Genomic DNA, 16434 nt, shown 5'->3' with positions numbered 1-16434 from the left:
GAATAATATTAGTTTAATCTTACCTTTTAAAATATGTATTTTCTTTAAATTTGCTCAAGTAACACGAAAAAAGAGTCAGTCATCTCTTATCAGAACAAACGACTGCTAAACGCAATCATCAGCATCTCTCTGTAAGTAAACAACTAACTCAGTTTTTAAAATTTATAAATTCAATTATTTCACTTCGTTTTGAGTCTGTATTTGTGGCACTGGACTATCTGAATAAAATATAATACCTTCTTCTGTATCTTCAATATATTGCACTTTGTTATTAAGTGCGCCTGTTAAGAAATACATGTCCATTACACAATATCCAATATGAAGACTCGCAATAAATATCATAGATGAATATGCAAAAAATGAGAATAATATAATCAACACTGTTGTAATAACGACTAAGGGAGCTAACATGATAGTGATATATTGCCATTTTTTAAAATATACATTTGGCATATGGGTAGTAATTAAACCTTGGCGGATTCGAAAAGTAGGTTTGTTGCCTTTTGACAACAAGCGGAACATTATATTATGAATAAATTCATGTAAGAAATAAACAACTGCAAATCCTAATATACCGTATACTAAATTTAATATAATATTTTGTTCTATAATGTGTGTAAATGAAAAAGCAAATTTATAAGATAATAATATACTAACCATCACTATTGTAAATTGAAAAAGTATAAATCCTTCTAACATTTTCTTGCTAGAGAACAAATCAATCTTGAACATGTGTCAACCCTCCGTGTCATCGTCATCGTTATTACCTAGACTATACAACGATTGTAACCACTAATGATGGGCTTTTCAAGTAAGTTAGTTGCTTGTAATTGAATTTTAACAAACTTACTTGTTCTGCAATATTTTGCAATAATTAGTAAACAACTTATTAATTAAATTCACACAAATCCTATATTCACGTATAATCACCTAAATATAAAATATTATAATTTAGCGTCTTTCAAATTGTGCTACTGTTTCAACATGCGTGGTATGTGGAAACATATCTACTGGTGTAATTTGTGTTAATTTATATCGTTGTGCTAATTGTTGCGCATCACGTTGTTGCGTTGATGGATTGCAAGAAATATAGACAATCTTTCTTGGGTTCAATTCTAAAAGTGTTTCCAAGAAAGTTTCGTCACAGCCTTTTCGAGGTGGATCAAGCATTACTACATCTGGTTTAATGCCTTGTGCTTTCCATTTTAGAATAACCTCTTCAGCTTTACCACAGACAAAAGTTGTATTTTCGAACTGGTTTAAGGTCGCATTTTGCTTTGCGTCTGCAATCGCTTCTGGGACAATCTCAACACCATAGACATGTTGCGCTTTTGGTGCCATGTATAATCCAATCGTACCTATACCGCAATAAGTATCTAGTATTGTTTCTTCACCTTTAAGTTCAGCATATTCAATTGCACGTTGATATAATTTTTCAGTTTGAATAGAATTGATTTGATAAAAAGATTGATCACTGATTTTGAATGTTACATCTGAAAGTGTATCTTGAATTTCATCTTTACCATATAGCGTATATGACGTTTCACCCATGATGACATTCGAATGTGTATCATTCACGTTATGTTTGACACTCACTATTTCTGGAAATGCTGCTACTAATTTTTCTGTAAGTACATCACTTTGTTTGAATTTCTTCCCATTTGTAACAAATACAACCATCAGTTCTCTAGAATGGTGTCCTGTTCTAATTACGACATGACGCATAAGACCTTGCTTTTTACGCTCATTATATATACTGATATTTAATTCATTGAACCATAATTTGAGTTGATTTAGCACGTCTTGATGCATATTGTCTTGTATTAAACATTCATCCATATCTATAATGTCATGACTTCTTTGACGATAAAATCCTGTAATCACTTTATTTTCATTGTTCTTTCCAACTGGTACTTGAGATTTATTACGATAAAACCACGGATTATCCATACCAATCGTATCGTGGATAATTGTATCCTTAAAATCTGCTTTACGGTGGAACAAATTGACAACTTGCTCTTTTTTCATATTCAACTGTGCTTGATAGGTCATATGTTGTAGCTGACATCCACCACATTTATGGTAATAAACACATGGTGGTTCTACACGTTCTTCACTTTCTTTTTTAATTTCAAGTAGCTTACCTATTGCAAAATTTTTCTTAACTTTTATCACTTTGAATTCTATTGTTTCATTTATCAACGCATTTGGTACAAATATAGGATAGCGATCTAATTTAACAACACCATGCCCTTCATGTGTTAAATCTATAACTTTTCCTTCTATGATCTCATTTTTTTGAATTGCATTCATAACATCACCCCACACTAAAAGAGGTTAGGATATTTGATGTCTTTACCTAACCTCTCAGTTTATTCTGTATCTTTAATTTTTTCGACTATTCATTTTAACTTGAAACGCTTAAGTTCTTCAAGTTGAATTTGTAATATTATACGAAGCGTACTTTTATTGTTCGACTATTTCATCATTATTAACATCACTTGGCGTAAATACTTCGATATGTTGTTTTAAATTCAAGAAATTACCTGGTAATTTACCACCATATTCACCATCTACGTTTAACTGCATATCTACAAATGATGATACGCTAATGGATTTAGCTTTCTTATAATGTATCTTAGGATGCTTTATATGTTCTCCTCTAGAGGCTAGTGTCATTATATGTCCTAATTCAGCAAGATTTGCTTTTTCAACGATAATCAATGTAAAATAACCATCATCTAATTTAGCATCTGGCACTAATTTTTCAAAACCAGCCATTGAATTCGTTAAACCTAATAAGAACAACAATGCTTCCCCTTGAAAAACTTCATTGTCATATTCTACACGAATATCAACAGCTTTCATTTGGGGTAACATTTCAAAGCCTTTTATATAATAGGCAAACGGTCCAACAATGGATTTCAGTTTACTTGGCGTCTCATAAGAAACCTGTGTTAATTGACCACCGGCTGCTAAATTTATGAAATAACGACTATTCATCTTGCCAATATCAACCCGAGTTGTATGGCCTTCTATAATCACATCAATTGCACTCATAATGTCATTTGGTAAATGTAGCGCACGTCCAAAATCATTTACTGTACCCATAGGTATAATACCTATACTTGGTCTGTTCGGCTGCTCTGCAATACCATTTATGACTTCATTAAGCGTACCGTCACCACCGGCAGCAATTAATACATCATAGTTTTGTTCTAAACTGCGTTCTGCTTCAGAAGTTGCGTCTCCAACTTTTTCAGTTGCATATGCACTTGTCTCAAACCCTGCTTTTTCTAATTTAATTAAAACATCTGGCAAGGTACGTTTAAACAATTCTTTTCCAGATGTTGGATTATAAATGATTCTAGCTCGTTTTCTCATATTTTATCCCTCGACTTCTTATACTCAATATCTATATTATATGATTTAGATAAATGATAAAAGCATTTAGGCCAAATTTTACAGAATATATATAATATCGTATGAATAGTAAAAGAACCTGTAGACAAAAACGTTCTACAGGTTCTGCTATATCTATTGTTGTAATGCATTATCTAATCCTTACATTACACTAAAATCCAACGCATTTTTAATTATCTTTTATCTAATTCTTGTTTTAATAATTGATTTACTAATTGAGGATTGGCTTGGCCTTTTGAAGCTTTCATAATTTGACCAACTAAGAAGCCCATTGCTTTACCTTTACCATTTTTGTAATCTTCAACTGATTGTGCATTATTATCTAACGCTTCATTTACGAATTTTAAAAGTGTAGCTTCGTCAGAAATTTGAACTAAACCTTTATCTTCCATAATTTGTTTGGCGTCCCCACCATTCTCAGCAAGTTCTGGGAATACTTTTTTAGCGATTTTACTGCTCATTGTACCGTCTTCAATTAACTTAATCATTCCAGCTAAGTTTTCAGGCGTTAATTTTGTATCTAATAAATCAATTTGATTTTTATTAAGATACTCATTCACGCCGCCCATTAACCAGTTAGAAGTTAATTTAGCATCTGCACCTTCAGCAATAGCACTTTCGAAGAAATCAGACATCTCTTTTGTAAGTGTTAAAACATGCGCATCATAAGCAGGTAAGCCAAAGTTGTTCACATATTTTTCTTTTCTTTCGTCTGGTAATTCTGGGATTGTTTGACGCACACGCTCTTTCCAAGCTTCATCCACATATAATGGCACAATGTCTGGTTCTGGGAAGTAACGATAGTCATCAGAGCCTTCTTTAACACGCATTAAAATTGTTTTACCAGTTGACTCATCATATCTACGTGTTTCTTGTAGGATTTCCCCACCATTTAACAGTTCTTCTTCTTGACGTTTTTCTTCATATTCAAGACCTTTACGTACAAAACTAAATGAGTTTAAGTTTTTCAACTCTGCTTTTGTACCAAACTCTTCTTGACCATATGGACGTAATGAGATGTTAGCATCACAACGTAGTGAGCCTTCTTCCATCTTACAGTCAGAAACACCAGTATATTGAATAATAGAACGTAGTTTTTCTAAGTATGCATATGCTTCTTCTGGTGAACGAATGTCTGGTTCAGAAACAATTTCAATCAATGGTGTACCTTGTCTATTTAAATCTACTAAAGAGTATCCATCTTTATGCGTTGATTTACCAGCATCTTCTTCCATGTGAAGACGTGTAATGCCTATACGTTTTGTCTTACCGTCAACTTCAATATCAATATAACCATTTTCACCAATAGGTTGATCAAATTGTGAAATTTGATATGCTTTTGGATTATCTGGATAGAAATAGTTTTTACGGTCAAATTTAGATTCTGTTGCAATATCCATATTGATTGCCATTGAAGCTCTCATAGCCCAATCAACAGCGCGTCTATTTACAACCGGTAATACACCAGGATATGCAAGATCAATTACGCTTGTGTTTGAGTTAGGTTTTGCTCCAAAATGTGCTGGTGATGCAGAGAACATTTTAGATTCTGTTTTTAACTCAACATGGACTTCTAGTCCAATAACTGTTTCAAAATGCATGATTTCCACTCCTTATAATTTTTCGTATTCATTATGAAAATTGAATTTTGTTTCATATTGATAAGCGACACGATATAACGTCTTTTCATCAAATGGTTTTCCAATAAATTGTAAACCAATTGGACGTCCGTTTGATTTACCACAAGGAACAGAAATACCTGGTAATCCAGCTAAGTTTACTGGTGTTGTTAATAAATCATTCGCATACATTGTAAGCGGATCATCAATTTCTTCACCTATATTAAACGCTGGTGTTGGTGTCGTTGGTCCTACAATAACATCGTAGTTTTCAAATATGCGGTCAAAATCATTTTTAATCAATGTTCTTACTTTTTGTGATTTTTTATAAAATGCATCATAATAACCAGAACTCAATGCAAAAGTACCTAAGAAGATACGACGTTTAACTTCGTCACCAAAGCCTTCACTTCTAGACATTTTGTATAAGTCTTCTAATGAGTTCGCTTCAGGTGAATGGTAACCATATCTAATACCATCAAAGCGAGATAAGTTTGATGAAGCTTCTGATGAAGCAATAACATAATAAGAAGGGATACCATATTTAGTGTTTGGTAATGACACTTCTTCAACTGTTGCACCTAATTCTTTTAGTGTTTCAACAGCTTGTTTAACAGAAGCTTTAACATCTTCTGATACACCTTCACCAAGGTATTCTGTTGGTAACGCAACTTTAAGACCTTGAATATCTTTACCGATATCAGTAGTGAAATCTGACTCTTCAACTGGTGCACTTGTAGAGTCATTTTCATCTAAACCAGTAATTGTTTCTAATACTAAAGCATTATCTTTAACATTACGTGTAAGTGGTCCGATTTGGTCTAATGATGATGCAAACGCAACTAATCCAAAACGTGATACGCGACCATATGTAGGTTTCATACCTACGATGCCACAGTAAGCCGCTGGTTGACGAATTGAACCACCAGTATCTGTACCTAAACTGAACGGAACTAATCCTGCTGCTACGGCTGCTGCTGAACCACCTGATGAACCTCCAGGTACTGCAGTGTGATCAAATGGATTAACTGTCTTTTTAAAGTATGAAGTTTCAGTTGAACCACCCATAGCGAATTCATCTAAGTTTAGTTTACCAATAAGTATTGCTTGTTCATTTCGTAATTTATTCATTACTGTTGATTCATAAATAGGCACAAATCCTTCTAACATTTTACTTGCGCAAGTTGTTTCAACGCCTTCAGTAATAATGTTGTCTTTTATACCCATAGGAATACCAAAAAGTTGACCTTCCATTTGGTCTTTAGCTTGTAATTCATCCAATTCTTGCGCTTGTTTAACTGCATTTTCTTTATCTAATGCAAGAAATGATTTGATTGTTGGATCACTTTCTTCTATTGCATCATAAATATCATTCACAATTTGTGAAGGCTTAATTTCTTTGTTTTTTATTAAGTTGATCAAATTTTCCACAGATTCATAACGGATGGTCATCTTAAGCGTCCTCCTCATTCATGATAGATGGGACTTTAAATTGTCCATCTTCCGTCTCTTTAGCATTTTTTAATGCAAGCTCTTGAGGAATACCCTCGTCTGCTTTGTCTTCACGTAATACGTTTTGTAAATCTAATACGTGATATGTTGGTTCTACTTCACTTGTATCTGCTGAATCTATATGATTAGCAAAGTTTAAAATACTTTCTAATGTTTCTTGCATCTCTGCAGTTGCATCTTCAGTAATTTCAAGTCTAGCTAAATTTGCTATATGCTCTACTTCTTCACGTGTAACTTTAGCCATTAAATAAAAGCCTCCTTTTTACTCATTCATTACAAAATTGTACCAAAATTCCGCCCAAAAATCTAAGCTTTTCGATAATAACAGTAAATTACAGTGATTTATTTTTAAACTTTTTCAAAAACTATATATTTTCACAACCCTTTTATAGCTATGTTTTCAATATGGATACAAGTATTTATCACTTTTATATGTATAATAATTCTATTATTTCTAAAAAAAGAATTTAGTCTATAAAAATTGTAAGCGTTTAACACTTAGCAAATATCGAGTGAAATCATAAAATTACTTAATATTTATCTTTACGCTATTTTGAATCCTCTTGTATAACCATTCATGTTTCAAAAAAAGAGCGGGATAGAAATCAAAATATAACCCTTCATTGTTAGTGATTAGTATCTCAGTTCCAATGATAGTATCTATTGAGTCAGATTATAATTCTAAAACATAAACCATCTCGTTTTAAAGATATGTTAAGGTAAATTCTCTATACTAAAATTTTTTGTATAAATTTATGTAATAAACCGATTTTGTAAAGGGCTTACGCCTAGGGGAATAGTATGAGCGAGAGACTACAGGCTCGAGCCATACCTCAGGCAAGCATGCACTTTCAAAATCGGAAAGCTTTAAAATAAAAAGAGCAGGACAGAAATCAAAATTTTAAATTTGATTTCATAGTCCCACCCTCACAAAGATGACTAAAAATTAGTTGTTGTTTTTATAAATATGAACTTGTGGTTCTTTATCTTCTTTTGTTTTACTGATTAGTGCTTTAGGGTTATTACCATCTTTGATGTGAATTTCATACTCATCTATATCATCGAAATATTTTCTTGCTTGTTCAGTGACATATTGCGTAATACCTATAGTTTCGGCTTTACCATAATAATCAATTGGTACATCTACAGATAATTGCTTAGCTTCTTTATTATCGAATTTAACAGTACCTACTGCTTGAGTGAAATTATTAAAATATGTTTGGAGATTATCATTAAACTGTTTGAAATCAGAGTTTAAATTTTCATCTAAATCTGCAGCCTCTCCAGATGGTAATAAAGCAGTTTTCTGTTGAATATCTTTCCATTCATTAATACGTGTTTTATCACCTTCAACTGTCGTACCAGCGATAAACTCGCCAGGTATAATTGAGTTTTCTCCAGATTGTTTATAAACAGCAAAATGAATTGGAATATCTTTCAGTTCTTTATTTTCGCGTAATCTAGTAAGTATTTCTTCAGACATTTTCTTACCTTGTTTTTTAATTTCTTTGTCATCCAATTTCTTACTATAGGTCTCTCCATCTTTTTCTTTTTGGTAATAATATGTACTGTTCATCGCTAAACCAATCGTCATACCTTTAATTTTTTTACCTTTTGTATCGCCACTATTATAAAAATCTTGTTCTAAAATATTAGAAAGATATGCTGGTGAATTTTCTGCAATTTTTTCAGGATCTGTTTCACCATTATGAGATGGATTTAATCCTAAATTCTCATTTGCTTTTTTCTCTTTACGTTCGTCTTCATCCATATCATCGATTTCAGCTTTAGTATATTTAGGTCCTAAATATGCGTTAATCGTATCTTTATCTAGATATTGGCCATCTTGATATAAATAATCTTCAGTTGGAAAGACTTCTTTACTTAAATCTAATAGACCACTCTCGAAATCTTCACCATTATAACTATTTGCCATATTTTCTTGTAATACGCCACGTGCTTTGCTTTCTTTAAATGGTAATATTGTTCTGTAATTGTCACCTGCTACATTTTTATCCGTTGCAATATCTTTTACAGAACCAGAATCTTGCTGCTGTTGTTGTTCATTTTCATTAGATTGTTCTTTGCTTTTGTTATCATCATCATTGCCACATGCTGATAATAAAAAAACTGCTGAGATGAATAGTATAACCTTCCGTTTCATGCATTATCTCCTCTATCCCTCGATTTCATTTTGCTTCTGAACAAAGTCTTCTTCTGACCATATTGCTGTATCAAATTTTTCAGCTTTTGTTAATTTGGAGCCTGCATCCTCACCAGCGATAACTAAGTCTGTACTTTTAGTTACACTGCTCGTAACTTTTGCACCTTGAAGTTCTAACCATTTTGAAGCTTCGTTTCTAGTCATTTGATATAACTTACCAGTAAGTACAATTGTCTTATCTTTAAAGTCTGGGTGGCCTTCTAAATCACTTGTCTTTATACCTTTATATGTCATATTAACATTTTTTTCTTTTAATTTATTAATAAGTGCACGAATATCTTCATTTTCTAAATACGTGACTACAGATTGGGCTACTTTGTGCCCGATGTCATGTATACCAACAAAGTCTTCTTCTGTTATTTCGAATAATTTATCCATTGTGCCGTATTTTTCAGCTATGACTTGGCTTGCTTTTACGCCAAGATGTCTGATACCTAAACCAAACAATAGCTTTTCTAAAGAATTGTTTTTAGACACTTCAATAGCATTAATCAAGTTATCTACTTTTTTCTCTCCCATGCGGTCAAGCGGTAATAAATCTTCTTTTGTTAAGTAGAAAATATCTGCAATGTCTTTTATTTTTTCATTATCATACAGTTGTTGAATGATTTTTGTACCTAAACCGTCGATATTCATTGCTTGTCGAGAAACAAAATGAATCATGCCTTCCACAAGTTGTGCTTGGCACTTAGGATTGATACAACGCAAAGCTACTTCGCCTTCTATGCGTACTAATTCATGTTCACAACTTGGACAATGTGTTGGCATATGATAAACTTCCGCATTATCTGGACGTCTATCTAATACACTTTTAATAACTTCAGGTATAATATCCCCTGCTTTTTTAATTACTACACTGTCGCCAATTCTAATATCTTTGTCATGAATCAAATCTTCATTATGTAGAGAAGCGCGAGAAACAGTAGTTCCAGCAACTTTTACTGGTTCAAGAATAGCTGTAGGTGTGACGACACCTGTCCTACCTATACTTAATTCAATATCCACTAAATCTGTAATTACTTCTTCTGCTGGGAATTTATATGCAATCGCCCAACGCGGTGATTTTTGAGTGAAGCCAAGTTCCTCTTGATGTGCTACCATATTCACTTTAATTACAATACCATCAATATCATATGGTAATGCTTCTCTTTTTTCAGTCCAATGTTCAATATATGCAATCACATCATCAATCGTTTGTACACGTTGACGTTCTTGGTTCGTTTTAAAGCCTAACTCATCTAATTCATCTAACGCTTCACTTTGCGTATTCGCATTAAATTGAGTAAAATCATTGACACTATATAGAAAAACACTTAGTTTACGTTTAGCTGCGAGCTTTGAATCTAATTGTCTAAGTGAACCGGCAGCAGCATTTCGCGGATTCGCAAACGCTTGTTCATCATTCTTAGCTTTTGCTTCATTTAAATTAAAAAATGATTGTCTAGGCATATATGCTTCGCCGCGAACTTCAAATGTTCTAGTTTCTTTGATTTTCAAAGGGATAGCATGAATCGTTTTTAAATTTTCTGTAATATCCTCACCTGTAGTACCATCTCCACGTGTTAACCCTTGTACAAATCGGCCATTTTCATATTTCAAAGATACTGCTAAGCCATCTATTTTCAATTCACACATGTATTCTACGTCACCTATACGTTCGCGTATACGTTGATCGAATTTTCTTAAGTCTTCTTCATTAAATGCATTGCCTAAGCTGAGCATCTGGGTATTATGTCTTACCTTTTCGAAAGTTGATTGAGCAGAACCACCGACTCTTACCGTTGGAGAGTCAGGCGTTCGATATTCTGGGTGAGCATCTTCAATGTCTATTAACTCATGCAACAATTTATCATATTCACTGTCCGGCACTGATGGATTATCTTGAACATAGTACTCAAAACTATAGCGATTTAACAATTGATGCAATTCATCGACACGTGATTGTAAATCAGCCACATTTTATTCCCCCTTTTTCTCAATTGGTGCAAATTGTGCAAGTAAGCGTTTCGGTCCTTCTGATTTAAAGATGATATCTAATTCTACAGAACCATTTTTTTCTTTTACATTACTAACCATGCCTTCGCCCCATGATTTATGAACAACTTTATCTCCAACTTTCCAATCTGAAGACACTTGTGTTTTTTTAGTAGCTGTAGCACGTTGGCTATAACCTCTTTTAGCTGGTTCTTTTGTTGCTGAACGGAAGCTAGTGCCTTGTGTTTTAGCTTTTGCTTTAGATTTAGTTTCATTTTCCAATAGATCTTCAGGTATTTCTCTTAAAAATCTAGAAGCCATATTGGATTGTGGTCGTCCAAATAACATTCTTGATGTTGCATGTGTTAAATATAATGTTTCTTCAGCACGTGTGATAGCTACATAACAAATACGTCTCTCTTCTTGCATTTCATGTTCCTCATCGCTCTTAATTGCTCTAATGTGTGGGAATAAAGACTCTTCCATGCCCATGATAAATACAATCGGAAATTCTAGACCTTTAGCAGAGTGCATTGTCATCAACGTGATACCATCTTCAATTTGCGCTTCATCTATATCTGCAACTAAAGATAAATCTGTTAAAAAGTTAATTAATGACTGTTCTTCTAATGGTGTATTCTCTTCATAATCTTTGGGAACAGACATAAACTCATCAATATTTTCAAGTCTACTTCTAGATTCTAACGTTTGTTCACGTTCTAACATATCACGGTAACCTGATTTAACTAGCACCTCTTCAACAATTTCAGTAATTTCAAGAAATTCTTGTTGTTTGATAAGATTTTGCATTACATCATAAAAATTAATACATTCTTGCGTTACTTTTTTAGATAATCCAATAAAGTCTACTTCAGCTAATGCATCAAACATGCTTAAATCATTTTGCATTGCATAAGTTTGAATTTTATCTACTGAAGTTGGTCCAATACCACGTTTTGGAATGTTTATTACACGACGCAAGCTAATATCATCATTACTATTGGCAATGATTCGTACATAACTTAATAAATCTTTAATTTCTTTTCTGTCATAGAATTTTTGACCGCCAACCATTGTATAAGGAAGATTTGATTTCATAAACGTTTCTTCAAGTACACGTGACTGTGCGTTCGTACGATATAAAATAGCCATATCCTTATATTTCTTTCCATTACGCTGATGTTTCATAATTTCGCGTACAACATATTCCGCTTCATCTCGTTCAGTTGTTGCTTCATAATAATGTATTTTATCGCCGTCAGTATTGCCCGTCCATAATCCTTTAGGTTTACGCTCTGAATTATTTTTAATTACTTCATTAGCCGCATTTAAAATATTTTTTGTAGAACGATAGTTTTGCTCTAGGAAAACCGTTTTTGCTTCTGGATAATCTTCTTCAAAAGAAAGGATATTTTGTATATCTGCGCCACGCCATCCGTATATAGATTGATCTGAGTCACCTACAACGCAAAGGTTTTTAAATTTATTTGCAAGGAGTTTAACTAATGTATATTGTGCTTTATTCGTATCTTGATACTCATCCACATGAATATACTGGAATTTGTTTTGATAATAATCTAATACTTCTGGAACTCGTTCAAATAGACGTATTGTAATCATAATCAAATCATCAAAATCTAGTGCTTCGTTTCTTGAAAGTTGACGTTGATAACCTTTATAAACAGTAGCAACCATTTGTGCATGATAATCATTTGCTTCTTTTTGTGCATCTTCCGGCGTTTTTAATTCGTTTTTCAAATTACTAATAGCGCCTATAAACATTCTAGGCTCAAACTTTTTGCTATCGATATTTTCATTTTTTAATACATCTTTAATTACTGATTTTTGGTCAGTTGGATCAATAATTGTAAAATTGCGTTCTATACCAATTCTATCTGCATCTCTTCGAAGTATTCTCACACACATAGAGTGAAATGTAGACATCCATAGCACTTGAGCTTGTTCTCCAACTAATGTCTCAACACGTGCTTTCATTTCTTTGGCAGCTTTATTTGTAAATGTGATGGCTAATACGTTATATGGAGACACGTCTTTCTCATCAAGCAAGTATGCTATACGATGTGTTAAGACACGTGTTTTGCCTGAACCTGCACCTGCCATTATAAGCAATGGCCCCTCTGTTGTACGTACTGCTTGGCTTTGTTCCTCATTCATCTTATTAACTAATGCGTTCATTTATGTGACTCCTTTATCTCAACTGTTTTTAATGCTTTTTCTATATCTTTATATATAATGTCTCCAACTATAATAGTGTCTGCGATTGAAGCCATTTGTTTTGCTTCATTATAATCACTAATACCACCACCATAAAATAGTTGTGTATCTGTTAATTGATTTGCTGCTGCTTTTACTATTTCTACTTCTCCATATGTACCACTATATTCTATATACATAACCGGTAATTTGTACATATCATTAATCATTAATGCATAAGCTTCAATATCTTCATCCGTTAAGTTTGTATTTGCTTGCGTCACTTTCGCGACTTTACTATCAGGATTAAGTACGACATAGCCTTCAAATATGACTTCATCAAAATCAATTATTTGTCCGAATGACTTGAGTGCATCTAACAATATGCCATTATGATATTTAACATCTGAACTGTTTAACACGGTAGGCACGAAATAAAAGTCGAAGCCAAGCATTACGCTATCTACATTTGAAATTTCCAATGCTATGGGTAATGAAAATTGGTTTAAGCGTCGCTTTAAATGAAACACATTATCTTCAGTAACTTCATCTGTTCCACCTATAATAATTGCGTCCGTATTAGATAAACAAATTGCTTCTAATTCTTCGTCAGATATTAACTTTGCAGGGTCTAATTTAAAAATATGTTTCCACTTTTTAATGTCATACATGATATGTTACTCCTTTTTTAAACATACATATGATTATATCATTTTTAGTCTGTGAGTTCTAAAATGATGTCGAAAAAAACCACCCCAATATTTCTGAGATGATTTTTATAATTTAGTTTCCTTTTTACGGTAATTATTTAATTTAACTGGTAATAACTTTCTAAATTTGTATCTTGGTTGTCTATAATTCCAGCTAATTCAGGTCCTACATATCGCAAATGCCATGCTTCATATGCATAGCCAGTGTGCTTTGATTGCCCTTTAGGATACCTAATAATAAATCCATATTTAGAAGCGTTTTGAGCTAACCAGTGTGCTTCTTTTGTATGTTCAAAATCTTCGTGGAAATTTTCGAGTGACCTTTGCGTGCCTACATCGAATGCTAATCCTGTTTGATGTTCTGAATGTCCTGGTTTAGCAGTATATTGTTTCGCGACTTTTTTTCCATCATTTTCAAGATATGATTTCACTACTTTTTGTTGATCTTTATAACTTCTATAGCCACTAATATATTTTAAATCTAATTCTTTTTGTTCAGCTTTATCTAACATTTCATTTAATTTATGTCTGGCTTTTTTATTTTCACCAGGTTTATAGTATTGCGGTAATTGATATGTTTTGTTAACAATGACATGCCCATTCACTTTCGTCACGCCTTGCCTTTCAACAATAATTGGTAATGCATTTTTAGGTTCGATGATATTTGAATGCATAGGTTGTTGATGATTAGAAGCTATAATAAGCAACATTCGTATGACAATACCGATAAATAATAAAGTCGCAATTACAATTATCCACTTCTTAAACACAGTAATTTCCCCTCCAACATGTGTACATATAATAATATTTTCAAAGAATGCATTTAACAAAGATGTAGTTGATACGTCTCAATTACCATTCTATCACTTTACAAAACATAAAGAAGCTGCCGACAAAGTATTATACTCTATCGACAGCTAGGGTTAACTTAAATAGTTAACCTTACTTCTCATATAAAATTATCTAATCAGCCGTTTCAATATTCATGCGATCTAGAATTACGGTATAAGCATCATTGCCCCATTGCAACGATCTTTTCACACGAGAAATTGTTGCAGTTGATGCACCAGATTCTTGTTCAATTGTCGCATAAGTGAAGCCTTGTTTAATCATTTTTGCGACTTGTAATCGTTGTGACAATGACTGTATTTCATTAACAGTACATAAATCATCAAAGAATTCATAACATTCTTCTCTATTTTCAAGCGTCAAAATCGCATCGAACAATTCATCTAATGCTTTTCCTCTTAATTTTTCTATTTGCATTCAAAACAACCCCTGTATCTTTCAATTTAATCTCAGTTTAACGTACTAATACATTAAAGTGTAACGATTTCCCTTGAAAAATTCAATTATTCCTGATTATTCTAAACCAGCTCTTTCAAAAATAGTGTCAACTTGGTTTAAATGGTGTTTTGGATTGAAACATTCATCTAAGTCTGCTTCAGATAATAATGTTGTAATTGAATTGTCTTGTTCTATTAATGTTCTAAATGGTGTTTTAGTTTCCCAAGACTCCATCGCCTTAGGTTGTACTTTATCATATGCTTCTTCACGTGCCAAACCTTTATTAATTAAAGCTAATAATACACGTTGTGAGTAGATTAAACCAAACGTTTTATCAATATTTCCAAGCATATTATCTTCAAATACTGTAAGTCTATCAACAATATTTGTAAAACGGTTCAAGCCGTAGTCTAATGCAATCGTAACATCTGGGAGCATAATTCGTTCGGCTGAAGAATGAGAAATATCTCGTTCATGCCATAACGGAACGTTTTCATAAGCTGTTGTCACATAACCTCTTATCACACGTGCAATACCTGTAATGTTTTCAGAACCAATTGGATTACGTTTGTGTGGCATTGCTGATGAACCTTTTTGTCCTTTAGCAAATGCTTCTTCTACTTCACGTGTCTCAGTTTTTTGTAAATTACGTATTTCCACGGCAAATTTTTCCATTGAAGTACTGATAAGTGCAAGTGTCGCAATATAATAAGCATGACGATCACGTTGTAGCGTTTGTGTTGATACTGGAGCTGCACCCAGGCCTAAATTTTCACACACATGTGCTTCTATTTCAGGTGGTATGTTAGCAAAAGTCCCTACTGCACCACTCATTTTTCCAACTTCAATTTCTTCTCTTACGCGTTTAAAACGTTCTAAATTACGTTGCATTTCTGTATACCAAAGCGCCATTTTGACACCAAACGTTGTTGGTTCAGCATGCACACCGTGTGTACGACCCATCATTAATGTATATTTGTAATCTTTTGCTTTTTTCGCTAATACTTCAATAAATCTTTCTAAATCTTTTTCAATAATGTCGTTTGCCTGTTTAATCACATAACTTAACGCAGTATCTACTACATCAGTTGAAGTTAAACCATAATGAACCCACTTACGTTCTTCACCAAGTGTTTCAGAAACTTGTCTAGTAAATGCGACTACATCATGACGCGTTTCTTGTTCGATTTCCTGTGCACGTTCAACATCAACCTTGGCGTTTTCACGTATTTTTTTGACGTCTGCCTCAGGTATATCCCCTAGTTTACTCCAAGCTTCACAAGCAAGTATCTCTACTTCCAACCAAGCTTCATAGCGATTTTGATCAGTCCAAATATTAGACATTTCTTCTCTAGAATAGCGTTCAATCATTGAAATTAGCTCCTATCTTACATAAGTTTTAGTTCACAAACCTCAAAACATGCACATTTAAGTTCATTTTCACTTTAAAGTTCGTGTTTATTCTTTTCAA

The 16434-nt window shown here is 33.2% G+C and carries 13 protein-coding genes; all 13 read right to left on the bottom strand.

The window, feature by feature from the left end; genetic code table 11:
- Nucleotides 1–174: 174 nt before the first annotated feature.
- Complete coding sequence (locus AOB58_RS00410; protein WP_021339820.1) at nt 175–732, bottom strand: DUF3267 domain-containing protein; 558 nt, start codon at nt 730–732, stop codon at nt 175–177.
- A gap of 219 nt (nt 733–951) precedes the next feature.
- The gene (gene rlmD / locus AOB58_RS00405) at nt 952–2313 is read right to left on the bottom strand and encodes a 23S rRNA (uracil(1939)-C(5))-methyltransferase RlmD (RefSeq protein ID WP_064782811.1); all 1362 of its coding nucleotides are present in this window, start codon (nt 2311–2313) and stop codon (nt 952–954) included.
- Nucleotides 2314–2466: 153 nt separating this feature from the next.
- Nucleotides 2467–3384, bottom strand: coding sequence for a diacylglycerol kinase (locus tag AOB58_RS00400; RefSeq protein WP_021339822.1), 918 nt, complete (start codon nt 3382–3384; stop codon nt 2467–2469).
- A gap of 212 nt (nt 3385–3596) precedes the next feature.
- A complete protein-coding gene (gene gatB / locus AOB58_RS00395; protein ID WP_002507192.1) occupies nt 3597–5024 on the bottom strand; it encodes an Asp-tRNA(Asn)/Glu-tRNA(Gln) amidotransferase subunit GatB in 1428 nt (475 codons plus the stop codon).
- Nucleotides 5025–5036: 12 nt separating this feature from the next.
- Nucleotides 5037–6494 carry an Asp-tRNA(Asn)/Glu-tRNA(Gln) amidotransferase subunit GatA gene (gene gatA / locus AOB58_RS00390; protein ID WP_064782810.1) on the bottom strand — a complete coding sequence of 486 codons (1458 nt, stop codon included), beginning with the start codon at nt 6492–6494 and terminating at the stop codon, nt 5037–5039.
- Nucleotide 6495: 1 nt separating this feature from the next.
- The gene (gatC, locus tag AOB58_RS00385; RefSeq protein ID WP_002507190.1) at nt 6496–6798 is read right to left on the bottom strand and encodes an Asp-tRNA(Asn)/Glu-tRNA(Gln) amidotransferase subunit GatC; all 303 of its coding nucleotides are present in this window, start codon (nt 6796–6798) and stop codon (nt 6496–6498) included.
- 702 nt (nt 6799–7500) lie between these two features.
- Nucleotides 7501–8718 carry a CamS family sex pheromone protein gene (locus tag AOB58_RS00380; protein ID WP_056935768.1) on the bottom strand — a complete coding sequence of 406 codons (1218 nt, stop codon included), beginning with the start codon at nt 8716–8718 and terminating at the stop codon, nt 7501–7503.
- Between the two features lie 12 nt (nt 8719–8730).
- Entirely contained in the window at nt 8731–10734 is a 2004-nt protein-coding gene (ligA, locus tag AOB58_RS00375; protein ID WP_064782809.1) for an NAD-dependent DNA ligase LigA, read from the bottom strand.
- 3 nt (nt 10735–10737) lie between these two features.
- Nucleotides 10738–12948 carry a DNA helicase PcrA gene (gene pcrA, locus AOB58_RS00370; RefSeq protein ID WP_002507186.1) on the bottom strand — a complete coding sequence of 737 codons (2211 nt, stop codon included), beginning with the start codon at nt 12946–12948 and terminating at the stop codon, nt 10738–10740.
- The gene (locus AOB58_RS00365; protein ID WP_021339825.1) at nt 12945–13637 is read right to left on the bottom strand and encodes a heptaprenylglyceryl phosphate synthase; all 693 of its coding nucleotides are present in this window, start codon (nt 13635–13637) and stop codon (nt 12945–12947) included. The genes pcrA and AOB58_RS00365 overlap by 4 nt, the downstream gene beginning before the upstream one ends.
- A 137-nt stretch (nt 13638–13774) precedes the next feature.
- On the bottom strand, nt 13775–14446 hold the full coding sequence (locus AOB58_RS00360) for a M15 family metallopeptidase (RefSeq protein ID WP_064782808.1): 672 nt from the start codon (nt 14444–14446) through the stop codon (nt 13775–13777).
- A 193-nt stretch (nt 14447–14639) separates the two neighbouring features.
- A complete protein-coding gene (locus AOB58_RS00355; RefSeq protein ID WP_002507183.1) occupies nt 14640–14942 on the bottom strand; it encodes a YerC/YecD family TrpR-related protein in 303 nt (100 codons plus the stop codon).
- A 96-nt stretch (nt 14943–15038) separates the two neighbouring features.
- Nucleotides 15039–16334 carry an adenylosuccinate lyase gene (gene purB, locus AOB58_RS00350; protein ID WP_002507182.1) on the bottom strand — a complete coding sequence of 432 codons (1296 nt, stop codon included), beginning with the start codon at nt 16332–16334 and terminating at the stop codon, nt 15039–15041.
- Between the last annotated feature and the right edge of the window lie 100 nt (nt 16335–16434).

Source organism: Staphylococcus sp. AntiMn-1, assembly GCF_001663395.1.
In the GTDB taxonomy this organism is placed as follows: Bacteria; Bacillota; Bacilli; order Staphylococcales; family Staphylococcaceae; genus Staphylococcus; species Staphylococcus equorum.
This window is presented reverse-complemented; position numbering and strand designations above follow the sequence as displayed.